Here is a 25,078-nt window from a genome sequence, read left to right as displayed (position 1 = left end):
TACCCGAACGGGAGCTACAGCGCCCGGAAAAGGCCCTCCTGGACGACAGAAACCAGCAGGCGCCCTTCCAGGTCGTAGATGCGCCCGCGGGCCAGTCCTCGTCCGCCGGTGGCAATGGGTGATTCCTGGTCGTACAGGAACCACTCGTCCGCACGAAACGGCCGATGGAACCACATCGCGTGGTCCAGCGACGCCATGTCGAAGTTCCGCGGACCCCACAGGGGTTCGACCGGAAGGCGAACGGCGTCCAGGAGGGTCATGTCGCTGGCGTACGTGAGCGCGCAGGTGTGGACGAGCGGATCGTCGCCGAGCGGCCCGACCGCGCGCATCCACACCGCGCTGCGCGGCTCGGCTTCCTTGACGTCCTCGGTGTTCCAGCGCAGCCGGTCCGCGTACCGGATGTCGAAGGGCTGACGGCGCGCCATGCGCTCCAACTGTTCCGGCAACGCGCCCAGATGCTCCCGGACCTCTTCCACGACCGTCGGCAGGGACTCCGGGTCCGGAACCTCGCGGGCCGGCGGCAGCTGGTGCTCGAAGGGACCTTCCTCAGGTTTGTGAAAGGAAGCGGTGAGATTGAAGATCGTGCGCCCCTGCTGCACGGCGGTGACCCGGCGGGTGGTGAAGGACCGCCCGTCCCGCACCCGTTCGACCTGGTACACGATGGGCACACCCGGCCGGCCCGGGCGCAGGAAGTACGCGTGCAACGAGTGCACGGGCCGGTCGCCGTCGGTGGTCCGCCCGGCCGCGACCAGCGCCTGGCCCGCCACCTGGCCGCCGAAGACCCGCTGCAGGGACTCGAGCGGGCTGCGGCCACGGAAGATGTTGACCTCGATCTGCTCCAGGTCCAGCAGGTCGACGAGCCTCTCGGCCGGATTCGTCATCGGTGCGCTTCTCCTGTGCCCTCTGCCATGCGTGGTTCTGTACGTGGTTCGCCGCTCACAACTGACCGACGGCGGTCACGCGAACGACCGCGCGGCCCTCGGCGTCGGAGGCCGTGAGGTCGACCTCCGCACTGATACCCCAGTCGTGATCGTCGTTCGGGTCGTCGAAGATCTGGCGGACGCGCCACAGGGCGTTCTGCGGCTCCTCCTGGATGACGAGCAGCTTGGGGCCCCGGGCGTCGGGACCGGTGCCGAGGTCGTCGTACTCGTCCCAGTACTTGTCCATGGCCTCGCCCCACGCTTCGGCGTCCCAGCCGGACTCGCCGTCCATCTCGCCCAGCTCGTCGACGTGGTCGAGAGCGGCGAGTTCGACGCGGCGGAACATCGCGTTGCGGACCAGGACCCGGAAGGCACGGGCGTTGGCGGTGACCGGCTTGACCTCGTCGGCCTTCTCCTGGGCCTCCTCGGCGGTCATCTCCTCCGGGTTGGCGAGCTGCTCCCACTCGTCCAGCAGGCTCGAGTCGACCTGGCGCACCATCTCGCCCAGCCACTCGATCAGATCCTGCAGATCCTCGGACTTGAGGTCGTCCGGGACGGTGTGGTCGAGGGCCTTGTAGGCGCTGGCCAGGTAGCGCAGCACGATGCCCTCGGTGCGGGCCAGCTCGTAGTGGGACACCAGCTCGGTGAAGGACATCGCCCGCTCGTACATGTCGCGGATGACGGACTTCGGCGACAACGGATGGTCGCCGACCCACGGGTGGCTCTTGCGGTAGGTGTTGTACGCGTGGAAGAGCAGCTCCTCCAGCGGCTTCGGGTACGAGATGTCCTGGAGGCGCTCCATGCGCTCCTCGTACTCGACGCCGTCCGCCTTCATCGCGGCCACCGCCTCACCGCGCGCCTTGTTCTGCTGAGCGGCCAGGATCTGGCGCGGATCGTCCAACGTGGACTCCACGACGGAGACCATGTCGAGAGCGTAGGACGGCGACTCCGGGTCGAGCAGTTCGAACGCGGCCAGCGCGAAGGTGGACAGCGGCTGGTTCAGCGCGAAGTCCTGCTGAAGGTCCACGGTGAGCCGGACGACGCGGCCCGTGGCGTCGGGTTCGTCGAGCTTCTCGACGATCCCGCCGTCCAGCAGGGAGCGGTAGATCGCGATGGCGCGCCGGATGTGCCGCAGCTGCTGCTTGCGCGGCTCGTGGTTGTCCTCCAACAGGTGGCGCATCGCCTCGAAGGCGTTGCCGGGCCGGGCGATCACCGACAGCAGCATCGTGTGCGTGACCCGGAAGCGGGAGGTCAGCGGTTCCGGTTCCGACTCGATGAGTTTGTCGAAGGTGTTCTCCGTCCAGCCCACGAAGCCTTCCGGCGCCTTCTTGCGCACCACCTTGCGGCGCTTCTTCGGGTCTTCGCCGGCCTTCGCCAGCGCCTTCTCGTTCTCGATGACGTGCTCGGGCGCCTGGGCGACCACGTAGCCCGCAGTGTCGAAGCCGGCCCGCCCGGCCCGGCCCGCGATCTGGTGGAACTCACGGGCCCGCAGCGTGCGCACGCGGTTGCCGTCGTACTTGGTCAGTGCCGTGAACAGCACGGTGCGGATGGGCACGTTGACGCCGACGCCCAGTGTGTCCGTACCGCAGATCACCTTCAGCAGACCGGCCTGGGCGAGCTTCTCCACCAGCCGTCGGTACTTGGGCAGCATGCCCGCGTGGTGGACCCCGATGCCGTGCCGCACGTAACGCGAGAGGTTGCTGCCGAACTTCGTGGTGAAGCGGAAGTTGCCGATCAGCTCGGCGATCTGCTCCTTCTCGGCGCGCGAGCACATGTTGATGCTCATCAGCGCCTGCGCCCGCTCCACCGCCTGCGCCTGAGTGAAGTGCACGATGTAGACGGGCGCCTGCTTCGTCGCCAGCAGGTCGGTGAGCGTCTCCGTCATCGGCGTGTACTGGTACTCGTAGGACAGCGGCACGGGCCGGGTCGCCGAGCGGACCACCGCCGTGGGACGGCCGGTGCGCCGATTGAGGTCCTTCTCGAAGAAGGACACGTCGCCGAGCGTGGCCGACATGAGGACGAACTGCGCCTGCGGCAGCTCCAGGATGGGGATCTGCCACGCCCAGCCGCGGTCGCCCTCCGCGTAGAAGTGGAACTCGTCCATGACGACCTGGCCGACGTCCGCGTCCTTGCCGTCGCGCAGCGCGATCGACGCGAGCACCTCGGCGGTGCAGCAGATGACCGGGGCGTCGGAGTTCACGGACGCGTCGCCGGTCAGCATGCCGACGTTCTCCGTGCCGAAGATCTTGCACAGTTCGAAGAACTTCTCCGACACGAGCGCCTTGATCGGGGCCGTGTAGAAGGTGACCTCGTCCCGGGCGAGGGCCGCGAAGTGCGCGGCCGCCGCGATCATGCTCTTGCCGGACCCGGTGGGCGTCGACACGATCACGTTCGCCCCGGAGACCACCTCGATCAGCGCCTCCTCCTGATGGGGGTAGAGCGTCAGACCACGCTCCTGCGCCCAGGACTCGAAGGCTTCGTACAGGGCGTCGGGATCTGCGGTCGGCGGCAACTGATCGATGAGGGTCACGCCCCCATCTTGCCTGCCCGCGCCCTTGAGGGGGGAATCGGCTGCCGGCCCGAAGATCACGACCGCTACGCTGTGTCGCCGACGGAGCGTCATCGCACCCGGTCAACTGGACAGCGACACACGAGGAATAGGGCGGGCAACGGCCATGATGGGACCAGCACACTCACTGTCGGGCGCCGCCGCCTGGCTCGGCGTCGGTGCGGCCGCCGCCGCGGCCGGGCACACGATGCCCTGGCCGGTCCTGCTCGCCGGTGCGCTGATCTGCGCCGGTGCGGCACTCGCCCCGGACCTCGACCACAAGGCCGCTACCATCTCCCGGGCCTTCGGCCCTGTCTCGCGCTGGCTCTGCGAGATCGTCGACAAGCTCTCCTACGCCGTCTACAAGGGCACGAAGAAGCAGGGCGACCCGCGCCGCTCCGGAGGTCACCGCACGCTCACGCACACCTGGCTGTGGGCGGTCATGATCGGCGCGGGCAGCTCGGCGCTGGCGATCGCCGGTGGCCGGTGGGCCGTGCTGGCGATCCTCTTCGTGCACATGGTGCTGGCGATCGAGGGCCTGCTGTGGCGGGCGGCCCGAGGTTCCAGCAGCGATGTGCTGGTGTGGCTGCTGGCCGCGACCAGCGCGTGGATCCTCGCCGGTGTGCTGGACAAGCCCGGCAACGGCTCGGACTGGCTGTTCACGGACCCGGGCCGGGAGTACCTGTGGCTGGGGCTGCCGATCGTGCTGGGCGCCCTGGTGCACGACATCGGGGACGCGCTGACCGTCTCCGGCTGCCCGGTCCTGTGGCCCATCCCGATCGGACGCAAGCGCTGGTATCCGATCGGTCCGCCCAAGGCGATGCGGTTCCGTGCGGGCAGCTGGGTGGAGCTGAAGGTGCTGATGCCCGTGTTCATGCTGCTCGGGGGAGTGGGCGGGGCGGCCGCCCTCAACTACATCTGACGGGCGCCGCGACGGCTACGGTCGGCTGGTGCGACAGGAGCCGTGACGGCGCCGGTTCAGGCCGTCGCCCCGCCGTCGCCGTAGCGCCGCTCGAAGCGGGCGACGCGGCCCTCCGTGTCCACGGTGCGCGCCTTGCCGGTGTAGAAGGGGTGGCTCTCCGAAGAGATCTCCACGTCCACGACCGGGTAGGTCTCGCCGTCGTCCCACTCGATGGTCTGGTCGCTGGTCGCGGTGGACCGGGTCAGGAAGGCGTAACCGGCGGTGCGGTCGCGGAAGACGACCGGGTGGTAGTCGGGCTGCTTGTTCTGCTGCATGCGTGCTCCTCGTACGGTGGAGGCGGCGGCGACGGGCCGGGAACGGCCGGGCCGGCCGCAGGAGGGTCAACCGGACAGGGCGTCGTCGTCGACTATGTGCATCGCGGCCTCCTCGGCGGAGGCGGCCGCGCCGTCGATGCCCACATCCGTGGCGATCAGCGCGCTCTCCTCATCCTCGTGGACTCCCTCGTCCGGCGCCACGAGCCGGCCGGAGCGGGCGGCGCCGACCTCGTTGTCGAGGAGTTCCCCGTCGGAGCCGTCGCAGTCGCCGAGGCCGTCACCGTCGGGCACATCGAGGTCCGGCACCTCCTCCGCGAGCCGCTGGTCCAGGCTCTCCCCCTGTTGGCGCTCCGCGGCCGTCACACCGGTGTGTTCCACGGCCCAGGGGCGGTCCGGAGGGGACCAGCCGCGGTCGAGGGGGTCCTCGACTCCGTCGTTCTCCAGCGTGTCCTCCGCGTCGAGCAGTCCCGCGTCCTCCTGGATGTCGGACGCGTCGGGCTGGTAGACGTCGTCTCCCCATCCGTCGGCGCTGTTCACGGGTACCTCCAGGGGGTGACGGGCCCGTACTCTCCGCGGTCGGCGGTGGGATACCGCCGGACGGAGCACCGGCCGGGCGCGGCGTCTTCCGGATGGATTCCGGGTGCCTCCCGCGCGGGTGCCGCTATCCAGCGTTCCACCCCGCTTCGGGACCGCGCAACGCCAAAGGACGCACGGGAGTGGGGCCGGGGTGCCTCGGTCATGGCGCCGGGCCCGCGACCTGGGGCTGCCCGCGTTCCCCCGCGCGTCGCCCCGAGAACGGGCGCCCGCTCCGCTCCCGGCCCGTGTCCCGTCGGCCGCCCGGATTCTGCCGAGGGTGCTGCCACCAGCACCAGCACCAGGGCAACCGGCTGCGGGGGCGGCCGGGACATGGGCACCGTTACCGGCCGTGATACCCGCACCGGAACCAGCGTCGGCGCCTTCAAGCCCGGCGCCGACGCGGCACCGCGGTGCCGGCGCCTTCTCCCCTCACCCGTGCCACGACCGCCAGAGTGCCGCGTACGCTCCGTCCGCCGCGACCAGCTCCGCATGGCTGCCCAGCTCGCTGATGCGGCCGTTCTCGACGACGGCGATGACGTCGGCGTCGTGGGCGGTGTGCAGGCGGTGGGCGATGGCGACAACGGTGCGGCCGTCCAGGACCCGTGCGAGGGACCGTTCCAGATGGCGGGCGGCACGCGGGTCGAGCAGCGAGGTCGCCTCGTCCAGGACCAGCGTGTGCGGGTCGGCCAGCACCAGGCGGGCCAACGCGATCTGCTGGGCCTGCGCCGGGGTGAGCGCCACACCGCCGGAGCCGACCTCGGTGTCCAGGCCGTCGTCAAGCGCCCGTGCCCAGCCGTCCGCGTCGACCGCGACCAGGGCCGCCCACAGCTCGGCGTCCTCCGCGCCGGTGCGGGCGAGCCGGAGATTGTCGCGCAGGGAGCCGACAAAGACGTGGTGCTCCTGGTTGACGAGCGCCACATGGGAGCGGACCCGTTCGGCCGTCATCCGCGACAGCTCCGCGCCGCCGAGGGTGATCCGGCCGTCGCGCGGCGCGTAGATCCCGGCGAGCAGCCGCCCCAGCGTGGACTTGCCCGCGCCCGAAGGGCCGACCAGGGCCAGCCGGGTCCCGGGCGAGACCTCCAGGGACACCTTGCGCAGCACGTCGACGCCCGCGCGGTAGCCGAAGTGGACCCGGTCGGCGAGGACGTCGCGGCCGTCCGGAGCCAGCCCGGAGTCCCCACCGTCCGGCTCGATGTCGCGCACTCCGACCAGGCGGGCCAGCGACACCTGGGCCACCTGCAGCTCGTCGTACCAGCGCAGGATCAGGTTCACCGGGTCGACGAGCATCTGGGCCAGGAGCGCGCCCGTCGTCAGCTGACCGACCCCGATCCAGCCCTGCAGGACGAACACCCCGCCGAGCATGAGGACCGAGCCGAGCACCGTGACGTGCACGAGGTTGATGACCGGGAAGAGCACCGACCGCAGCCACAGTGTGTAGCGCTCCCAGGCGGTCCACTGCTGGATGCGCTGCTCCGAGAGCGCGATGCGGCGGTCGCCGAGGCGATGGGCCTCGACGGTGCGGCCGGCGTCCACGGTCTCGGCGAGGGCCGCGGCCACGGCGGCGTACCCGGCGGCCTCCGAGCGGTAGCCGGCCGACGCCCGTCTGAAGTACCACCGGCACACGACCACCAGCAGCGGTACCGCGACCAGCACGGCAGGCGCCAGCGGCGGCGCCGTGACGACGAGCCCGCCGAGGAGCAGCAGGGTCCACATCACGCCGATCGTCAGCTGGGGCACGGCCTCCCGCATCGCGTTGGCCAGCCGGTCGATGTCCGTTGTGATGCGGGACAGCAGATCGCCCGTCCCGGCCCGCTCCAGTACGCCCGGCGGCAGCCGGACCGACCGTACGAGGAAGTCCTCGCGCAGGTCGGCCAGCATCCGCTCGCCGAGCATCGCGCCCCGCAGCCGCACCTGGCGTACGAAGGCGGCCTGGACGAGCAGGGCGAGTACGAACAGCGAGGCGGTGAGCCCGAGATGGAGTTCGCGCGCTTCGTCCGACAGCCGCTCCACGAGATCGCCGAGCAGCCAAGGACCCACCATCGAGGCGACCGTGGCGACCGTGTTGACGAGGAGGAGCAGCAGGAAGGCGCGGCGGTGCCGGCGCAGGAGTTCGGCCACATAGGCGCGTACGGTCGCGGGGGCGCCGACGGGCAGGGTGTTCGCCGTCGTCGGTGCCGCCGGGTCGTACGCGGGCGGCGCCACGCCGATCATGCGGTCTCCTCGATCTCTTCGCGCTCGATCTCGTCGAGTTCGTTGTCTTCCAGGTCGTTCAACACGCCGCTCAGGGCGGCCTCCTCGTCGGTCTCCCTGGTCACCACGGCCCGGTACCGGGGCTCGGTGTGCAGCAGTTCGCGGTGCACACCGACCGCGACGGCCTCGCTCTCGTGCACGAGGACGACCCGGTCGGCCCGGTCCAGCAGCAGCGGGGACGAGGTGAACACGACCGTCGTGCGCCCCGCGCGCAGTTCGCGCAGTCCCTCGGCGATCCGTGCCTCGGTGTGCGAGTCGACGGCGGAGGTGGGCTCGTCCAGGACGAGGACCTCGGGATCCGTGTACAGGGAGCGGGCCAGCGCGAGCCGTTGCCGCTGGCCGCCGGAGAGGGAGCGCCCGCGTTCGGTGATGCGGGCGTCCAGCGGGTCGTCGGCGTCCAGCGAGCCCTGGACGAGCGCGTCGAGGACGTCCCCGCACTGGGCGGCGGCCAGCGCCGCACCGGCGTCGACCGCACCCGAGGCGGGCACGTCGAGCAGGTCGCGCAGGGAACCGGACAGCAGCACCGGGTCCTTGTCCTGGACGAGGACCGCCGTGCGCGCGCAGTCCAGTGGCAGTTCGTCCAGAGGGACGCCGCCGAGCAGCACCGACGGGCTGTCCTCCGGGGGGTGCCCGCCCAGCCGTTCCGCCAGCTGCCCGGCCGCGTCCGGGTCGCCGCACACCACGGCGGTGAGCCGGGCGGCCGGGGCGAGCAGGCCGGTGGCGGGGTCGTACAGGTCGCCCGAGGGGGCGTCGGCCGCGCGCGACCCGCCTATGTCGGTGACCCGCTCCAGAGACAGCACGCCTGCGGCCCGTTTGGCCGACGGACGCGAGAAGGAGTAGGCCATCGCGATCTCCTCGAAGTGCCGGAGGGGATAGGCCAGGACCATGACGGAGCTGTAGACCGTGACCAGTTCGCCGACGGTGATGCGGCCCTCGCGGGCCAGGTGAACGCCGTAACAGACGACCGCGATCAGCAGCAGGCCGGGCAGCAGTACCTGGATGGCACTGATCAGGGACCACATGCGGGCGCTGCGCACGGCCGCGTGCCGGACCTCCTGCGAGGCGCTGCGGTAGCGGTCGAGGAACAGTTCCTCGCCGCCGATCCCGCGCAGCACCCGCAGGCCCGCCACGGTGTCCGAGGCGAGTTCGGTGGCGCGTCCGGCCTTCTCGCGCTGGAAGTCGGCGCGGCGCGTCGCCCGGGGCAGCAGGGGCAGCACCGCGAGCGCGAGGACGGGCAGGCCGACGGCGACCACGATGCCGAGGTCCGGCTGGTAGACGACCAGGCCGACGCAGACCAGCAGGACCGTCACGGCCGCGGCGGTGAAGCGGGACACGGCCTCCACGAACCAGCCGATCTTCTCGACGTCGCCCGTGGAGACGGCCACCACCTCGCCTGCGGCGACCCGCCGGGTCAGCGCGGAGCCGAGCTGCGAGGCCTTTCGAGCCAGCAGTTGCTGGACCCGGGCGGCGGCGGTGATCCAGTTGGTGACGGCGGCGCGGTGCAGGAAGGTGTCCCCGATCGCGGTGGCGGCACCGCACAGGGCCATCAGCCCGCCGGCGAGGGCGAGCCGGGTACCGGAGCGGTTCACGACGGCCTCGATGGCGAACCCGACGCAGAACGGCTGCGCCGAGACGGCGACGAAGTGCAGCAGCCCCCAGGCCAGGGACTTGAGCTGGCCGCCCAACTGATTGCGGCCGAGCCACCACAGGAAGCGGGGGCCCGAGCGTGCGTCCGGCACACCCGGGTCGAGGTACGGAAGGTCTTGGATCTGCATGACGTCCCAGTGGCTCGAGTCAGGGGAGGGGGGATAGACGGGGTGGGGGGGGAGGGGGAAGCAGGGGAGCGGATGGGCGGGAAGGCCGCGGGGAGCGGCACCATGGGGAGCGGCAACAAACCGTGCAAGGTTCGCGTCGCAGCGTGGTCAAAATCAACCTGTTTTCCACGGCGGGGGCCGGATCCGGCAGCCGCCCGACGCGGCCCGGATGTCCGGAATCTGACGGAAATGACTGGAAAGCGATGCGAGCATGGCCCGATGCGACATGGCGAGGTGCGGCGCGTCGGTGCCGCGATGGTGACCAGCGCTCTTCTGTCCGCGGCCTTGGCCGCGTGCGGCGGTTCGGGCGCGGGACATGTGCGTGACGGCACGGCGGGAGCGGGTGCCGAGGGCCACGGCAGCCCGCCGAGCGCGGCTGCGGCGACCCGCGTCCCGGGCGTCGGAGAGCGGGTGCAACGGCGGATTCCCGCTGTGTCGCGCCAGGTTCTGGCGGTGTACGGCGACGGAAAGGACTCCGCGGACGCCACCGTCGTGTTCTACGCAAAACGTGGCCCGACCTGGGAGCGGGTCCGGAGCTGGCCGGGGCACAACGGCAAGAAGGGCTGGACCGCCGACCACTACCTCGGCGACAACCGCAGCCCCGTCGGCGTGTTCACGCTCACTGCGGCGGGTGGCGTCCTGGACGACCCCGGGACCCGGCTGCCGTACACACAGTCGGAGGACTACGCGGCGCCGCGCTGGTGGGGCCGGTCGCACTGGCACGACTTCGACTACGTCATCGCCATCGACTACAACCGCGTCGAAGGCACGCCGCCCGACGACGCGGAGCAGCCGCTGGGCGAGGCGAAGGGCGGCGGGATCTGGCTGCACATGGACCACGGCAGCGGCACGTCGGCCTGCGTCAGCCTGTCCAGGGCGGCGATGGAATACCTGCTGCGCACGCTCGACCCGGATCAGCATCCCGTGGTGGTCATGGGGGACCGGGCCGCGCTGAAGGGCTAGCACTTCCGGCGGAGGCGTCATTGCGGGGAGCGGGCAACTCGCCGTAGAACACCGGCCATGAGAAGTCGGATCATCATGTCCATGCTCACCGGAACGATCCTCCTGGCGGGCGCCGTATTCGGGGGCGGCACAGCGCAGGCGTCCGCCTCCGCCTCCACTGCCGCCTCCGCGTCCGCCTCCATGGCCGCTTCGGCCGAGGTGCCCGCCGAGTTCGGCACCGACTGGCACGACCCCCTCACCGCCGCCCCGCCCGTGACCAGGCCCGACGCCCGGTCCTGCCAGGTCACCCTTGCCGAGGCGCGGTTCCGCGACTTCACGCCGTACCGGGGCTCGTACACCCCGCCTGACGGCTGCGGCGACCGCTGGAGCAAGGTGGTGCTGCGGCTCGACGGCAAGGTCAAGGGACGGCAGTTCGACCGGCTCGGCTATCTGCACGTCGGCGGGGTGGAGGTGTTCCGTACCTCGACCCCCGAGCCGTCGCCGGACGGGATCGAGTGGTCCGTCGAGAAGGACGTCACCCGCTACAGCGACACGTTCCGCTCGGCCCAGGGCGTCGAGATGCTCATCGGCAACGTCGTCGACGACACCTACACGGGCGTGATCGACGTCAAGGTGACCCTCACCTTCTACGAGGGGAAGCCGGCCGCCGCCCCCGACCGCGTGCTCACCCTGGCCGACGGTCCCGACGGTACGACCCTCACCACGCCCCGCAACAGCGAACGCGTCGTTGCCGAGGTGTACGCCACCGGTTCGGGCGGCGGGTGCGAGGAGTACTGGTATCTGGCCGTGCCGGCTGCAGCCCCCTATTCCTGCCATGCCGACAACGGCCCCTACCGGGAGGTGCAGGTCGAGGTCGACGGACGACTGGCCGGGATCGCCACTCCCTTCCCGACCGTCTGGACCGGCGGCTGGTCCAACCCCTTCCTCTGGTACGTGATCCCGGGCCCCCGTGCCTTCGACATCAAGCCGATCGAATACGACCTGACCCCCTTCGCCGGGGTCCTCGACGACGGCCGCCCGCACCGCGTCGAGGTGTCCGTCGTCGGTGTGCCCGCGGGGCAGAGTGGCTGGAGCACGCCGGTCAACGTGCTGGTCTGGCAGGACCCGGGCAAGACCGTCGTCGGCGGGAAACTCGTCACGCACGAGGCGGACGAGCTCACCGACTCCACCGCCTACACGCCTGGCACGGAGCACCGCGTCGACACCCGGGGCGGGCACCGCCTGACCGTCGCCGGATACCTCGACACCTCGCACGGACGCGTGCGAACCACCGTCACCCGCACCCTCGCGAACACCTCCACGCACCGCTGGACCGACGGCGAGACCGTGGACGGCCTCGACGCCCGCTGGACGGACGACGAGTCGGTCACCGTCGACGCCCGCGGGTCGGCCCGTACCACGCGCACCCACCGCACCTACACGATCAACGGCACCACCACCGTCGGCGCGGACGACCGGTTGCGCACCGTGCTGACCCTCGGCGACCGAGCCGACGCCGTCACGACGCGAAACGGCCGACGCACCTGGTGGTCGCGGCTCGACGACACCTATACGGGTGAGGCGACCTTCACCGTCAACGTGCCCCGCGACCAGCGCCACGCCGTCGGCACCACGAGCGAGCGCTACCGGCTGTACGGCTCGCAGGGCTGTCACGACCGCAGGCTGACCACCGTTCAGGGGGCGCTGACCGAGGACCGCGGCGGCTGCTGAGACGGAGTGCGTGCGATCCGCCACTCATGGCGGGATTTACACGGCGGAAACGCGGCGGTCTTGTGCGCGATCAACAGCGCCTTCAAAGTAATCGACACGGAAGTTGCTTTCCGTATCGCAGAAGTCCCCGTCCCCGATTTCTGTGTGCCACCCGCCCCCCAAGGAGTGCCCGTGCCGCCGTCCGCCCCGTCCCTGCCGCGACGCGTCGCACGCATACTGCGTACCTCACTCTTCGCGCAGGTCGCCTGCGCGCTCGTCCTCGGCATCGTCGTCGGCAAGCTGTGGCCCGACGTGGCCACGGATCTCCAGCCGCTCGGCGACGGGTTCACCCGGCTCATCAAGACGATCATCTCGCCCCTGGTGTTCTGTGTGGTGGTCGTCGGCATCGCCAAGGCCGGTGACCTGAAGGCCTTCGGCCGCATCGGGCTCAAGGCCCTGATCTGGTTCGAGGTCGCGAGCACGCTCGCCCTGATCATCGGTCTCCTGGCCGCCAACATCGTTCAGCCCGGCTCGGGGATGAACGTCGACCCGTCCACGCTCGACACCTCGGCTGTCGACGCGAAGACGGGCGGCGGGTCGCTGCCTTCGACGACCGAGTTCATCGTGAACGCGCTGCCCACCAGTTTCATCGGCGCCTTCGCGGAGAACTCCCTGCTCCAGGTGCTCGTCCTGGCCTGCCTGGTGGGCGCCGCGCTGCTGCACCTAGGCCACACCAAGGTGCCGAAGGTGCTGCCCGCCGTCGAGCAGGCTCAGGAGATCATCTTCGCGATCGTCGGCTTCGTGATGCGGCTGGCGCCGATCGCGGTGTTCGGTGCGATGGCCGTCCTGATCGGCAACTACGGGCTCGGCGTGATCGAGACCTACGGCAAGCTGATCATCCTGTGCTACGTGGCCGCGGCCCTGTTCGTCGCGCTGCTCGCCGTCGCCCTGCGGCTGGTCACCGGGCTGAGCCTGTGGAAGTTCCTGCGCTACATCCGCGAGGAGATGCTCCTCGCACTCGGCACCGCCTCCACCGAGTCCGTCATGCCGCGCGTGATGCAGAAGCTGCGCAAGGCCGGCGCCCGCGACGACGCCGTGGGCCTGGTGTTGCCGACCGGGTACTCCTTCAACCTCGATGGTGCCTCGCTGTACCTGTCCATCGGCACGCTGTTCATCGCCCAGGCGGTCGGCGTGGACCTCAGCCTGGGCCAGCAGATCACCGTGGTCCTGGTGCTCATGCTCACCAGCAAGGGCATGGCCGGCATCCCCGGCTCGGCCTTCCTCGCCCTGTCCGCGACCGCCTCCTCGCTGGGGGCCATTCCCGCCGGCGCCGTGGCCCTGCTGCTGGGCGTGGACCGCATCATGGACTCGATGCGCGTCGTCACCAACCTCCTCGGCAACTGCGTGGCGGTCTTCGCCGTCTCGCGCTGGGAGGGCGCGCTGGACCTGGAGCGGGCCAAGAAGGTCCTGGACGGCGAGGACGTCGCCGCGGCGGAGGAGGGGCCGGAAAGTCCCGCGAAGCCGGAGGGCGCCGAGCAGTCGGCAGGCGCCGAGCAGCCGGTAGGCGCTGACCGGTCGGCAGGCACCGAGAGCCCGGCAACGGCCAGGACTCCGGCTGCGGTTCCCGCTCAGCTCGCCAAGGAGGCGGCCCCCGAGGCCAGTTGACGCACGCGACTACGCAACGGGCCGTGGCCGCCCCTCCAGCAGTACGGAGGGGCGGCCACGGCCCGCTCTCACGTGGTTCAGCAGGTCCGCCCCTGGCCCTGCTTCCGCTCCCGCTCCGGTGTCCCGTCCACCAGCGCGTCCAGCAGCCCGCTCAGCACCTCGCGCTCCAGGTCCGTCAGCGGATCCAGAATCTCCTTGGCGGCGGACACCCGGGCGCCGCGCAGCTCCCGCAAGGCCTTGCCGCCGTCCTCCGTGAGCTCGATCCGGATCACCCGCCGGTTGGTGGGGTCGGGCACCCGCCGGACCTTGCCGCTCGCCTCCAGCCCGTCGACCAGGGTCGTCACGGCCCGGGGCACCACCTCCAGCCGTTCGGCGAGGTCCGCCATGCGCGGCGGTGCGTCGCAGTGCGCCAGCGTACGCAGCAACCGGGCCTGAGCGGGCGTGACGCCCAGCCCGCGCTGCTCCAGGTGACGCTTCTGGATGCGGTGCACCCGGCGCGTGAGCCGCAGCAGTTGCTCGGCGAGCAGGCCGTCGGAATCGGGGGTGGTCATACGGGAACAATATCAGGACGCCGTTCATTGTGAGTATAGGTAACAATGAGCTATGCTCCGTCAGTCCTCACCGTCTCACCCTCCGTAGGAGCCATGCCCCGCGACCACATCGACTGGACCCCTTCGCCCGGCACCTCGACCGACCAACCCCGGCAGGTGCGCCGTATCCTCACCCTCTTCAAGCCCTACCGTGCCCGGCTCGCGGTCGTCGGCGTGCTCGTCGCCGCCTCGTCGCTGGTCACCGTGGCCACCCCGTTCCTGCTGAAGGAGACGCTGGACGTCGCCATCCCCGAGGGGCGCACCGGCCTGCTGAGCCTTCTCGCCCTCGGCATGATCCTCAGTGCCGTCCTCGGCGGCGTCTTCGGCGTCCTGCAGACGCTGATCTCCACGACGGTGGGCCAGCGCGTCATGCACGACCTGCGCACGGCCGTCTACGGCCGTCTGCAGCGCATGTCCCTCGCCTTCTTCACGCGCACGCGTACCGGTGAGGTGCAGTCCCGCATCGCCAACGACATCGGCGGCATGCAGGCCACCGTCACCTCCACCGCCACCTCCCTGGTCTCCAACTTCACCAGCGTGGTCGCCACGATCATCGCGATGGTCGCCCTCGACTGGCGGCTGACTGTCGTCTCACTGCTCCTGCTGCCGGTCTTCGTGTGGATCAGCCGCCGCGTCGGCAACGAACGCAAGAAGATCACCACCCAGCGTCAGAAGCAGATGGCCGCGATGGCCGCCACGGTCACCGAGTCGCTGTCGGTCAGCGGCATCCTGCTCGGCCGCACCATGGGCCGCGCCGACTCCCTCACGCGGTCCTTCTCCGAGGAGTCCGAGCAGTTGGTCGACCTCGAAGTGAGGTCGAACATGGCCGGCCGCTGGCGGATGGCCGTGATCGGGATCGTCATGGCCGCCATGCCGGCGGTCATCTACTGGGCGGCGGGCATGGCCCTCCGGCTCGGCGGTCCCGACGTCTCCCTCGGCACGATCGTCGCCTTCGTCTCGCTCCAGCAGGGCCTGTTCCGCCCCGCCGTCAGCCTCCTGGCGACCGGTGTGCAGATCCAGACCTCTCTCGCGCTCTTCCAGCGCATCTTCGAGTACCTCGACCTTCCCATCGACATCACCGAGCGCGACAACCCGGTCCACCTCGACCAGATAAAGGGCGAGGTCCGCTTCGAGGACGTCGCCTTCCGGTACGACGACAAGGGTGGGCCCGTCCTCGACGGCATCGACGTCACCGTCCCCGCCGGCGGCAGCCTCGCCGTGGTCGGCCCGACCGGCGCCGGCAAGTCCACGCTGGGCTACCTGGTGCCGCGCCTGTACGACGTGACGGGCGGCCGGGTCACCCTCGACGGCGTCGACGTCCGCGACCTCGACTTCGACACCCTCGCCCGGGCGGTCGGCGTCGTCTCGCAGGAGACGTACCTCTTCCACGCCACGGTCGCCGACAACCTGCGCTTCGCCAAGCCGGACGCCACCGACGAGGAACTGCACACGGCGGCGCGGGCGGCGCAGATCCACGACCACATCGCCGCCCTGCCCGACGGCTACGACACGGTCGTCGGCGAGCGCGGCCACCGGTTCTCCGGGGGCGAGAAGCAGCGGCTGGCCATCGCCCGCACCATCCTGCGCGACCCGCCGGTACTGATCCTCGACGAGGCGACCAGTGCCCTGGACACCCGTACGGAACGGGCCGTCCAGGAGGCCATCGACGCGCTGTCGGCCAACCGCACCACACTCACCATCGCCCACCGCCTGTCCACCATTCGGGGCGCCGACCAGATCGTGGTCCTCGACTCCGGTCAGGTGGCCGAACGGGGCACGCACGACGAGCTGTTGGAGCGGGACGCGCGGTACGCGGCCCTCGTGAGGCGAGACGCCAGCCTGGAGCCGACAAGATGACAGTATGGCAAGTTGTGCCGGGTTTGTGATGGTATGGGGGTTACCGTGCCCGCATGCAGATGAACACTCCGCCACGGAGCACGATTCGACTGACGCGCCGGGGCCGTCTCGTCCTCATCGCGACCGGAGCCGTCGTGGCCGGCACCGCCGTGGCGGTGCCGCTGCTGAGCCTGGAGCACGCGAAGGAGAAGCCGAAGCCGATGGCCCTGGTCATCCCGGAGGGCTGGCGCGCGAGCCAGATCTACGAGGCCGTCGACAAGGCGCTCGCCCTGCCGCCCGGCACCACCAGGAAGACGCTGCCGAAGGCCGGTCTGAAACTGCCGAACGACGCCGAGGGCAACCCGGAGGGCTACCTCTTCCCGGCGACGTATCCGCTGGGCAAGAAGGCGACGCCGCAGAGGATGCTGTCGTACATGGTCGACACGGCGAACAAGAAGTTCAACGGGGCGCCGATCGCGGCAGGCGCCCAGCGCAACGCCATGAACGTCTATCAGGCGGTCACCATCGCCAGCCTCGTCCAGGCCGAGGCCGCCACCAAGGCGGACATGGGCAAGGTGGCCCGGGTCGTGTTCAACCGCCTGGAGCGCGGGATGCCGTTGCAGATGGACTCCACCATCAACTACGCGCTGAACCGCTCCACACTGAGGACGACGGAGAACGACACCCGCCTCGAGAGCCCCTACAACTCCTACCAGCGCATGGGCCTGCCGCCGACGCCGATCGACAACCCCGGCGAGGATGCGATGCGCGCCGCGATCAGCCCCGCCCCTGGTGACTGGCTCTACTTCGTCACGGTCAGGCCGGGCGACACGCGCTTCACGGCGAGCTACGCGGAGCACCAGCGCAACGTCGCCGAGTTCAACCGGAACCAGAAGGCCCCGAAGAGCACGTCCTCGGCGGCGAAGTGACCTGGCGGGACATCAGGCGGGGACGGTCGCTTCGGCCAGCAGCCGCCTGATGTCCCGTACGGCCGCACGTCCGGCCCGGTTGGCGCCGATGGTGCTGGCCGACGGCCCATAGCCGACGAGGTGGATGCGTGGATCGGCGACCGCACGCGTTCCCTCGACCCGGATCCCGCCGCCCGGCTCACGCAGCCGCAGCGGCGCGAGATGGTCGACGGCGGCCCGGAAACCGGTCGCCCACAGGATGACGTCGGCGTCCACCCGCCGCCCGTCGTCCCACTCCACGCCGTCCGGAGTGACACGGTCGAACATGGGCAGCCGGTCCAGCACCCCGTCGGCCAGCCCCTGCCGGATCGCGTCGTTGAGCGGCAGCCCCGTCACGGACACCACGCTCTTCGGCGGCAGCCCCTGCCGCACCCGCTCCTCCACGAGCGCGACCGCCGCGCGGCCCGCGCCCTCGTCGAAGGGGCCCTCGCGAAAGACGGGAGGTCGCCGGGTCACCCAGGTGGTGTCGGCCGCGTACGGCGCGATCTCCAGCAGGTGCTGCGTACCGGACGCACCACCGCCCACCACGATCACCCGCAGTCCGGCGAACGCCTCAGGACCCGGGTACCGCGCGGTGTGCAACTGCCGTCCACGGAAGGTCTCCTGGCCGGGATAGCGCGGCCAGAACGGCCGGTCCCAGGTGCCGGTGGCGTTGAGCACGGCCCGCGTGGACCACATACCGGCGGAGGTCTCGACGAGCAGCCGCCCACCGGTGCCTTCCCGTACGGCCTTCACGTCGACCGGCCGCCGCACCCGCAGGTCGAACGTGCGCTCGTAGGCGTCGAAGTACTCCCCGACGACCTCGGAGGACGGCCGGCCGGGATCCGCGCCCGTCAGCTCCATGCCGGGCAGGGCGTGCATCCCGTGCACCTTGCCGTACGTCAGCGAGGGCCACCGGAACTGCCAGGCACCCCCTGGGGCGGGAGCGTGGTCGAGCACCACGAAGTCGCGCTCCGGCTCGAAACCGGTGCGCAGCAGGTGATAGGCGCCGGCCAGACCTGCCTGACCGGCGCCTATGACGACCACCTCGACCTCACGCAAGTTGTTCACACTTCTACCAACGGAGTGGTGGGCGTGGATCTTCCCGAGTCGGCTGTGGGCGGGTGTGATGACGAGGACACGCGCGCGGGAGTGGTGGAAGGGGGCAGGTCGCCGTTGTGGCGCGAGTCCGCGAAGGCACCGAAGTCCACCTTGCGCGGGATGAGCTTCAGCTCGGTGAACGTGTCGGCGATCTGCTGTTCGGAGGCGATCAGCGGCGGCCATGGAGTCCGTCTGGCCGAAGCCGCGCAAGCAGCTGTCACCCCGCACGACGAGGCTGGACGCATCGAGCGGCGGTTATGCGGATACGCGGTCGCTGCCGGCGAGCAGGGCGCGCAGGGGCGCGGTGTCGGGGGTGTCGGCGACGGCTGCGTCGAGGGCGTCGTCCATGGACTTTTCCCACTCCTCGGGCAGGGCGAGTCCGGGGCTCCCCGACCACGCGATGTCGGGGGCGGCGTGTCCGGCCTCGGAGAGGTGCAGATGGACCATGCCCGCGAGCCCGTCGAAGACCCTGGGCCGGATGAAGTTGCGGGCCGACGGCCCAACCAGCCGTGTCGCTTGCGGGGGCTTTGGTATGCGGTCGGCGACCGCCATCCACAGCAGGCCGCGGTCGAATGCGTCGAGTACCTCCTCCAGACCGGGCAACTTGGCGTCCTCTTTCTCCTCCGGGGTGCCCCGGCGCGCGCACCGTCGCGCCGGCGCCTTGCGCCTCGGAACGGAGCGCTCTGGCGACGGCGAGTCGCAGCGGGCGGGACCAGCCCTCGGCATCGAGGACCGCGCGGGCCGTGACGAGGTCGTCCCAGCTCATGCGCCGCTGCTGCGTTGCCTCGTGCGGCAGCGTGCGCGCCTCCAGCGCGGCGAAGACGCGGTCCGGATCGCGCAGCAGGGTGAACGCAGTCGGTGCGTCGGCCGCCTCGTCGGCCCACTCGTCGGCAGAGAGTTCTTCGAGCAGGGCGATCCGTTCGGCGGTCGGCGGGTGCGAGTCGTACGGGTGTGGCCGCGGTGGACGCCGCCCGGCGCAGAGGGCAGCGAGGCGCTCCCCCGGCCGCGCGGCGAGCAGCCGCAGGAATCCGCCGTGCACTTCGCCCACCGGCGGCAGAGCCCCCAGCGGCCTGCCCATCTCGGCGTACGTCTGCAGGTAATGGGAGTACGCGGCATCGAGGACCGGGAGGGCACGCATCGCGGCTGCCGTCGCGTCAGGCCCCGCGTGCCGGGCGGCCACCTGATCGGCAGCAAGTTCCTGGTGGCGGGCCACGGACTGCGAGGTCCGCAGAAACATGCGGGCATAGCCGAGGTACAGGGCACCGATTGTGTGGTGCAGCGGGGTGCTGCCCTGGCTGAACACGTCCACCGTGTGCAGCACCGCCTTCTGGCCGCGCATGGTCACGCCGCCGAGCCGGGTATCGAGATTGGCGTAGTGCCCGAACTCGTGGGCGAGGACGGCGCGCAGTCGCGGGACGGTCGGTCCGGCGAGCAGCGGCAGGCCCAGGAGCATACGGCGCCGTCCGGGCAGCAGTCCCAGCAGGCGGCTCTGTTCGGCGACGCCTGCGTTGACCTCCGCAACCAGGTAGAGCTCGTCCGGCGGGCGTTGCCCTGTCACCTCGGCGGCGGCGCGCACCTGTTCCCACAGTTCGGGCTGGTCCTGCGGCGCGACCGCCAACGCGTGCGGCACCGGTCCCAGGCTCCCGGCCCGCGAGGCGCTGTTGTCCTCTGCGGTAAGGCCCCGCAGCAGGTGCTCTGTGCCGATGTAGTTGTTGCGATGCTGTACGGCCGCTTGCTTGACGTGGACCATCGCCTGGCGGAGGTCGTCGGTCGTCATCTCGGGGCTGTAGCGCTTGTGCGGGGCGTGGAAACGCTGCTGGACCGCTTGCCGGGTCACTTCCAGGGCGGTGCCGATGTCCGTCCATGAGGAGCCGTGCATTCGGCAGTGCTCGACGTAGTCCTCGACCAAGTCGTCTGCCAGGGCCTGTAGTTGGCCTGCAACTTGCGCGGCAACCGTCAGCAGGGCGAGCCAGTCGGGCTACTTGCTTATCTCGTTGGTGGGGGTAAGCACGCGAACATGACTGAGACGTCAGCACACTTGGCAAGAGATCTCGGAGACCGTCTGGGCATCACGGAGACAGCACAGCTCCCTTTCACGCAAGCCCTCCCGTGCCATGCGCCGCGCCATCCCCCGGACGGAACACGCTGCCCCCAAGTCTGCCCGTACGGACCTGGTGTACGTGCCGTGCGGACGGAAGCGTGGTGGGGACTGTGCACGGCCGAGGGCGAGGGAGAGCAGCGATGCGGGCGCGGGAGCAGGACACGCAGGCTCAGGGCCCGCAGCAGGGACGGGACCGGCGTCCGGCGGCCGCCCGGTCGGCCGCTGTGCACACCGCCGCCGCCTTGGGTCGTACCGGCGGGCTGTCACCCGCCGCCCTCGCCGTCCTCCAGCGCACGGTGGGCAACCGGGCGCTGGCCCAGCTCGTCGCCGACGAACGGCACGAACACGGTCCGGGCTGCGGACACTCGGACGGCACGGCCGTCCAGCGCGCCCCCGAGGTCGACGCGGTGCTGCGCAGCGGGGGCCGTCCGCTGGAGGCGCCGCTGCGGCAGGAGATGGAGGCCCGGCTCGACGCCGACTTCGGCGACGTACGTCTGCACGACGACAGCGCCGCCCGCCGGTCGGCCGCGCAGCTCGGGGCCCGCGCCTACACCTCCGGCAGCCATGTGGTCATCGGCGAGGGCGGCGGTGACAAGCACACCCTGGCCCATGAGCTCACCCATGTGATCCAGCAGCGAAGCGGCCCGGTCGCGGGCACCGACACCGGCGACGGACTGCGGGTCAGCGACCCCGGCGACTCCTTCGAGCGGGCCGCCGAGGCCAACGCCGCCCGGGTGATGTCGGGGCCCGCCCCCGTGCAGCGGAGCGCCGAAGCCGGGGAGGGAGCGGCGCACGCTTCCGAACAGGGGCGGACGGGCGAGGGTTCCGGCCGGCGGCGGCAGGTCCAGCGCGTCGCCTACAACACGAACGCCGTTCCGCAGAGCTCGTTCATGTACCCCGTCGTGGACTCCTTGGGCCGGACGACGTCCATCGAGATGATCAGTGACGGTTCGCTGATCGGCTCGCCGCCGGCCGTCGACCCCACCGGCTACACCTACATCCGCCAGCTCGGTCTTACGAACTTCTGGATCCGTTTTCATCTCATCAACATGCAGGCGGGCGGTCCCGGAACGCAGAACAACCTGGTGCCCGCCTCCAAGCGCGACAACAGCCGGTACGAGGCCAGCGTCGAGAGCGTGCTGAAGAGGGAGCTGAACACCGTGGAGACCGCGAACGCCGCTCTGGCGGCGAACGCTGCGCGCCACTACGTCTACTTCGGCGTCGACGTGGACTACGGGGCGGCCAACCCCCAGACCACGCCGTACCAGCAGTCCTTCGCCCCGTACTTCGTCCGGTCTCTCACGATCAACTTCAAGCGGTACGACCCCACGGCCGGGGGCTGGCAGGTCCTGGCCGCCGCGGCCCCGTTCGTCTTCACGGACCCCCAGCCGACCTACTTCGGCCAGGCGCTGGCCGCCGCCACCATGACCCTCCAGGATCTGATTCAGGTCACCGCGAACCGCGGATGGAACGCGGACGACGTCGTCTTCCTCCAGTCGATCGGCGCGGGCGGCGCCCGCAACGGGGAGTTCCGGCGCCTGGTGGACCAGGCGGGTGCCCTGGGGGCCACGGAGTCCGTGATCCACACGTTCTCGCAGATGCCGTTCCGGCCGCCCCGGCAGGGCGGCCGGGGCCAGCAGCGAGGTGCCGTAACGTTCGCCGAGCGCATCAACAGCGATGCGCAGCTGGCCACCCTGGCCACTCTGATCGCCACCGGCAGAATCACCACCTGACGGGCGGCCGCCCGCACAGGAAGGGCGGCGGCACTCACGAAGAAGGGAGCCTTCGTTGGCGAGTCTGTGGCGGGTGCGGGTCACGCGCGTGAGCGACGACACCGTCGAGCTGACCCTGTCGGCGATCCACCCCGACGCCGGGGAGCCGTCCGAGTCCGCCGCCTTCGCGATGCGGCTGCTGGCCGACACCGACCCCGAACGGCTGGACCGCGAGGCTGGGCCGGGAGCGTACTGGGACCCGGTCGCCCTCGCCGCGTACGCGGACCGGGTGATCGCGGCGGTCTCCGTGACCGACCGGCGCCGTCTGCCCTTCGACGAGGGCGCGGCTCGGCGGGCCGTCGAGGCCGAACTGCGCGCACGCGGCGTCGACCCGGCCGACGCCACCGCCTGGCAGGCCGCCTTCATGGACGCCTGGCGCGCACTGTGGCAGGACCCCGACCGGGTCCCGTACGCGGTGCTGGAGATCCTGCTGGCCGACCTGTCCTGGCTGTCGGGAACTGCCCCGGGGCGGGAGTGGGACACGGCGGCGTACGGCTGAGAGTCACTGGTACCCATGACGGAGCAGACGTCTGCCCCTGTCCTGTCCGATACCCCCCGCACCCGTCACCGCCGCCTGCGCGAGCAAGGCAGTCTCAACCGTGCCGACCTGGACGCTGTCTTGGCCGCGGGCTTCGTGTGTCACCTCGGCGTGGTGGTGGACGGCAGCCCCATGGTCGTACCGACCGTCTACGGGGTCGATGGGAACACCCTGTATCTGCACGGCTCGGTCGCCGGCCGGAGCATGGTGGCCTCGCCTCAGGATGTTGTCTGTGTGACGGTCACTCATGTCGACGGCCTGGTGCTGGCCCGGTCGGTGTTCGAGCACGGTGTCAACTACCGCAGCGCGATGATCTACGGCGTACCGCGTGCGGTGACCGATCCCAAGGAGAAGCTCACTGGCCTACGAGTGCTGACCGAGCACATCGCGCCCGGCCAGTGGGAGTACGCGAGGCAGCCCAGCCGCAAAGAGCTGGCTGCCACGGCCCTCCTCGCACTGTCGCTGGCGGAGGCCTCGGTGAAGCTGCGCTCCGGGCCCCCGGAGGACGGAGACGGGTCGGATGCCGCACTTGGCCTGTGGGCCGGTGTGCTGCCGCTTCATTCGGCTTGGGGTTCTCCGGAGCCTGACCCCGCCCTGGCCGGCGGCATACCTGTTCCCGCGCACTTGGCGGCCCTGGCCAGGAAGAGGGCCCGTGGCCGGGACGTCCAGGGGTGAGGTCCGGACAGGCCGGTGGAACTGCTTCGCGGTGTGCGTCGGCCCTGTTGGCATCGCCACCCACTGAGTCGGCCGGAACCCGCCCGGCGCCACCCCGCCCGTGAACTCGGGCAGGCCCGACTGTGCGGCTACGCAGTACGGGCCCGGCGGCGGCGTACCGCGTCGCGGTTGGCGCAAGCCGGGGAGTAGCAGGGGCGGCGTCCGGTGCCGGGAGGTGTCGGCGAAGTCCGTGATGCTGCTGCTTCAGTAGGTCCTGGCCGAGCCGCAGGGGCAAGCAATCGGGGCGCTGTTCACCGGACGCGGCCCGTCAGGGTGTCCGCGCTCCAGGCGGCCAGGCGGTCTGTGATCGGGCCCCTGCCGTCGAGGACGTCAAGAACAGACGTCGGACTGTACGAGGCCGGCTCCCCGGGAACTTGCCTATGCATCACCGGGGCGCAGCCGCACATGTCCACAGGAGGGTGGGAATGCCTGCACATCGCAGAGACAGGACAACAGAACACGACCGGCCGGTCGAGGCCGGCTGGCGTGCGTGAGGTGGTCTGGGACGTCGGCGCCACCGGCGTGCCCGGTGTTGCGACGAGGGTGAGGCCGGGTTGCTGCGGGATCGCGGTGTCCTGCTCCGGGCGGGCCTGGTCTGCCGGTTGAAAGCGCGAGGCCAACCCCGTGATGGGCGCATGTCACGCCCCGGCGAGGGAATCGCTGGGGGCATGACAGCGGCCGGCCCGGCAGGCCGCCCGGCGGAGAGGCGCGCGAGCCGCTCCTCGACCACCATGTTCGGTAGCCGGTGCCTGAGTTCCGCTGTCCTCACGGCCGGCTGCGCGATCCGGTGCGGGCGGGGGAGGGGCGAGTAGAACGTCAGCAGGCGACCAGATCACCGGGGCCTACGAGGCCGATGGGGTGGCGTCTGCCGGGGTGGCTGGATGGACCGACCTGGCTCGTCCTTCCCCGCGGTGGCGGTCCATCTCACGCCATTCCGGGCGCAGACCCGCGAGATTGGTCGTGAGGAAGTGCACGACACCAGCGGCCACCAGCACCGGTCCGAGACCCACGCCCGCCACGGCGGCGCCGCCGAGCAGGCCTCCTACAGAAATGCCGGCCCAGGTGAGGGCCTGCCCGATACCTCGAACCCTGCCCACCATCTCCGGCGGGAGCCGCTCGTACGTGACCGCCCCGATGGGCGAGAAAGGCGCACCTGCGCTGGGTGTTCTCGCTTTCCTGCGACTTCACGGCGTTTATCCGAGCCGCCGGAATTCTTGCTGCTCCACATGAGTGCGCGAAATGAATCGCGTCTGCGCAGGGGTGCTTCTTCGCTTCCCGGAATAGTGGTGGAGGGGCGTGGAGGCGTCGTTGTCCGTCGAGGTGGAGCCGCGTGGTTCCCTCGTTCCCGCTCATTGAAACCATGATCGCAAAATCGTTGTCCTGTCGAGACATGAACGCGTCGACGGGCGGCGAGGCCGGCGCTTCCGCATGTGTGTTCTCACGTTACGGTTGTCCGATCTTCGCCTGAAAGCGCAGACGGGAGTGTTGCATCGGCCGTACCCGCCCCGGCGGTGTCACATCGGGGCCACCCCCGTGCAACACGGGGCTCCGAATGTGCAACCGCGGCCACCCTGTGCACGAGTGACCGTACCGAACCAGTCGACCGAACAGAGCTACGCGCGATGACCGAACCCGCCGTACGGAGCCACCGCAGTATTTCCCCCACGGCCCTGACCGTCGTTGACTCCTCGTACGCAGCCGACCTACTGTCGCCGGCAGCGGTGCAGAAAAGGAATGGAACATTCATCGCAGCGGCTTTCTGCTCTGCCTCCGCTGTCGAATTCACAGTTCCCGGTTGACGTTCAGGAGAGGAATTTC

18 protein-coding genes and 2 pseudogenes are annotated in these 25,078 nt (G+C 70.6%); 9 read left to right on the top strand and 11 right to left on the bottom strand.

The genetic code is table 11. From position 1 onward, the window contains the following. Positions 1-14 precede the first annotated feature (14 nt). Both OG289_RS06600 and OG289_RS06595 read right to left on the bottom strand, forming a co-directional pair. A complete protein-coding gene (locus OG289_RS06600; protein WP_327313056.1) occupies positions 15-881 on the bottom strand; it encodes an acyl-CoA thioesterase in 867 nt (288 codons plus the stop codon). Positions 882-936: 55 nt separating this feature from the next. Next, a complete protein-coding gene (locus tag OG289_RS06595; protein WP_327313055.1) occupies positions 937-3,450 on the bottom strand; it encodes a DEAD/DEAH box helicase in 2,514 nt (837 codons plus the stop codon). Positions 3,451-3,595: 145 nt separating this feature from the next. On the opposite strand from OG289_RS06595, the gene OG289_RS06590 reads away from it, so the two are divergent. Next, entirely contained in the window at positions 3,596-4,390 is a 795-nt protein-coding gene (locus OG289_RS06590) for a metal-dependent hydrolase (protein WP_327313054.1), read from the top strand. A gap of 56 nt (positions 4,391-4,446) precedes the next feature. On the opposite strand, the gene OG289_RS06585 is transcribed toward OG289_RS06590, so the two are convergent. The 4 genes from OG289_RS06585 to OG289_RS06570 all read right to left on the bottom strand — a co-directional run bounded on the left by OG289_RS06585 (position 4,447) and on the right by OG289_RS06570 (position 9,305). Then, the gene (locus tag OG289_RS06585; RefSeq protein ID WP_327313053.1) at positions 4,447-4,704 is read right to left on the bottom strand and encodes a type B 50S ribosomal protein L31; all 258 of its coding nucleotides are present in this window, start codon (positions 4,702-4,704) and stop codon (positions 4,447-4,449) included. A gap of 66 nt (positions 4,705-4,770) precedes the next feature. Then, entirely contained in the window at positions 4,771-5,241 is a 471-nt protein-coding gene (locus tag OG289_RS06580; protein ID WP_327313051.1) for a DUF5709 domain-containing protein, read from the bottom strand. 468 nt (positions 5,242-5,709) lie between these two features. After that, positions 5,710-7,491: an ABC transporter ATP-binding protein gene (locus OG289_RS06575; protein WP_327313050.1), complete on the bottom strand. Its 1,782-nt coding sequence runs from the start codon at positions 7,489-7,491 to the stop codon at positions 5,710-5,712. Then, positions 7,488-9,305 (bottom strand): ABC transporter ATP-binding protein, encoded by a 1,818-nt coding sequence (locus OG289_RS06570; RefSeq protein ID WP_327313049.1) that lies wholly within the window; start codon positions 9,303-9,305, stop codon positions 7,488-7,490. The genes OG289_RS06575 and OG289_RS06570 overlap by 4 nt, the downstream gene beginning before the upstream one ends. A 258-nt stretch (positions 9,306-9,563) precedes the next feature. Here OG289_RS06570 and OG289_RS06565 point away from each other — a divergent pair, with 258 nt between their 5' ends. From OG289_RS06565 to OG289_RS06555, 3 genes are all read left to right on the top strand, one after another. Beyond that, positions 9,564-10,307 carry a L,D-transpeptidase family protein gene (locus OG289_RS06565; RefSeq protein WP_327313048.1) on the top strand — a complete coding sequence of 248 codons (744 nt, stop codon included), beginning with the start codon at positions 9,564-9,566 and terminating at the stop codon, positions 10,305-10,307. 57 nt (positions 10,308-10,364) lie between these two features. Beyond that, a complete protein-coding gene (locus OG289_RS06560) occupies positions 10,365-12,017 on the top strand; it encodes a peptide-N4-asparagine amidase (RefSeq protein WP_327313047.1) in 1,653 nt (550 codons plus the stop codon). Between the two features lie 171 nt (positions 12,018-12,188). After that, on the top strand, positions 12,189-13,661 hold the full coding sequence (locus OG289_RS06555; protein ID WP_327313046.1) for a cation:dicarboxylate symporter family transporter: 1,473 nt from the start codon (positions 12,189-12,191) through the stop codon (positions 13,659-13,661). A 77-nt stretch (positions 13,662-13,738) separates the two neighbouring features. On the opposite strand, the gene OG289_RS06550 is transcribed toward OG289_RS06555, so the two are convergent. Then, complete coding sequence (locus OG289_RS06550; protein ID WP_327313045.1) at positions 13,739-14,212, bottom strand: MarR family winged helix-turn-helix transcriptional regulator; 474 nt, start codon at positions 14,210-14,212, stop codon at positions 13,739-13,741. Between the two features lie 93 nt (positions 14,213-14,305). Here OG289_RS06550 and OG289_RS06545 point away from each other — a divergent pair, with 93 nt between their 5' ends. Beyond that, the gene (locus OG289_RS06545) at positions 14,306-16,108 is read left to right on the top strand and encodes an ABC transporter ATP-binding protein (protein WP_327313044.1); all 1,803 of its coding nucleotides are present in this window, start codon (positions 14,306-14,308) and stop codon (positions 16,106-16,108) included. Between the two features lie 53 nt (positions 16,109-16,161). Then, positions 16,162-17,016, top strand: a complete 855-nt coding sequence (gene mltG, locus OG289_RS06540; RefSeq protein WP_327313043.1) for an endolytic transglycosylase MltG — start codon at positions 16,162-16,164, stop codon at positions 17,014-17,016. A gap of 12 nt (positions 17,017-17,028) precedes the next feature. On the opposite strand, the gene OG289_RS06535 is transcribed toward mltG, so the two are convergent. The 4 genes and pseudogenes from OG289_RS06535 to OG289_RS49585 all read right to left on the bottom strand — a co-directional run. Further along, positions 17,029-18,105 (bottom strand): NAD(P)-binding domain-containing protein, encoded by a 1,077-nt coding sequence (locus tag OG289_RS06535; RefSeq protein ID WP_327313042.1) that lies wholly within the window; start codon positions 18,103-18,105, stop codon positions 17,029-17,031. Next, positions 18,102-18,311 (bottom strand): annotated as a pseudogene (locus OG289_RS06530) (hypothetical protein); the annotation flags it as partial. The gene OG289_RS06535 and the pseudogene OG289_RS06530, both read right to left, overlap by 4 nt. Positions 18,312-18,390: 79 nt before the next feature. After that, positions 18,391-18,738 carry a hypothetical protein gene (locus tag OG289_RS06525; RefSeq protein WP_327321044.1) on the bottom strand — a complete coding sequence of 116 codons (348 nt, stop codon included), beginning with the start codon at positions 18,736-18,738 and terminating at the stop codon, positions 18,391-18,393. A gap of 355 nt (positions 18,739-19,093) precedes the next feature. After that, positions 19,094-19,885 (bottom strand): annotated as a pseudogene (locus OG289_RS49585) (M48 family metalloprotease); the annotation flags it as partial. A 491-nt stretch (positions 19,886-20,376) separates the two neighbouring features. Here OG289_RS49585 and OG289_RS06515 point away from each other — a divergent pair. Genes OG289_RS06515 through OG289_RS06505 form a run of 3 tightly spaced genes read left to right on the top strand, consistent with a single transcriptional unit; the run spans position 20,377 to position 23,221 of the window. Then, a complete protein-coding gene (locus tag OG289_RS06515) occupies positions 20,377-21,969 on the top strand; it encodes an eCIS core domain-containing protein (RefSeq protein WP_327313041.1) in 1,593 nt (530 codons plus the stop codon). Between the two features lie 55 nt (positions 21,970-22,024). Further along, positions 22,025-22,507 (top strand): hypothetical protein, encoded by a 483-nt coding sequence (locus OG289_RS06510; RefSeq protein ID WP_327313040.1) that lies wholly within the window; start codon positions 22,025-22,027, stop codon positions 22,505-22,507. 15 nt (positions 22,508-22,522) lie between these two features. Continuing rightward, complete coding sequence (locus OG289_RS06505) at positions 22,523-23,221, top strand: pyridoxamine 5'-phosphate oxidase family protein (RefSeq protein ID WP_327313039.1); 699 nt, start codon at positions 22,523-22,525, stop codon at positions 23,219-23,221. Positions 23,222-25,078: the final 1,857 nt, after the last annotated feature.

The sequence above is a fragment of the Streptomyces sp. NBC_01235 genome (genome assembly GCF_035989285.1).
Lineage (GTDB): Bacteria > Actinomycetota > Actinomycetes > Streptomycetales > Streptomycetaceae > Streptomyces.
Note: the sequence above shows the minus strand (reverse complement) of the source record. Positions and strands in the feature narration are given on the sequence as shown.

Coding starts and splice junctions, on each gene's coding strand:
- OG289_RS06600 (WP_327313056.1), bottom strand. CDS start 881: ATGACGAATCCGGCCGAGAGGCTCGTCGACCTGCTGGACCTGGAGCAG.
- OG289_RS06545 (WP_327313044.1), top strand. CDS start 14,306: ATGCCCCGCGACCACATCGACTGGACCCCTTCGCCCGGCACCTCGACC.
- OG289_RS06505 (WP_327313039.1), top strand. CDS start 22,523: ATGACGGAGCAGACGTCTGCCCCTGTCCTGTCCGATACCCCCCGCACC.
- OG289_RS06565 (WP_327313048.1), top strand. CDS start 9,564: ATGCGACATGGCGAGGTGCGGCGCGTCGGTGCCGCGATGGTGACCAGC.
- OG289_RS06585 (WP_327313053.1), bottom strand. CDS start 4,704: ATGCAGCAGAACAAGCAGCCCGACTACCACCCGGTCGTCTTCCGCGAC.
- OG289_RS06590 (WP_327313054.1), top strand. CDS start 3,596: ATGATGGGACCAGCACACTCACTGTCGGGCGCCGCCGCCTGGCTCGGC.
- OG289_RS06550 (WP_327313045.1), bottom strand. CDS start 14,212: ATGACCACCCCCGATTCCGACGGCCTGCTCGCCGAGCAACTGCTGCGG.
- OG289_RS06570 (WP_327313049.1), bottom strand. CDS start 9,305: ATGCAGATCCAAGACCTTCCGTACCTCGACCCGGGTGTGCCGGACGCA.
- mltG (WP_327313043.1), top strand. CDS start 16,162: ATGCAGATGAACACTCCGCCACGGAGCACGATTCGACTGACGCGCCGG.
- OG289_RS06575 (WP_327313050.1), bottom strand. CDS start 7,491: ATGATCGGCGTGGCGCCGCCCGCGTACGACCCGGCGGCACCGACGACG.
- OG289_RS06515 (WP_327313041.1), top strand. CDS start 20,377: ATGCGGGCGCGGGAGCAGGACACGCAGGCTCAGGGCCCGCAGCAGGGA.
- OG289_RS06560 (WP_327313047.1), top strand. CDS start 10,365: ATGAGAAGTCGGATCATCATGTCCATGCTCACCGGAACGATCCTCCTG.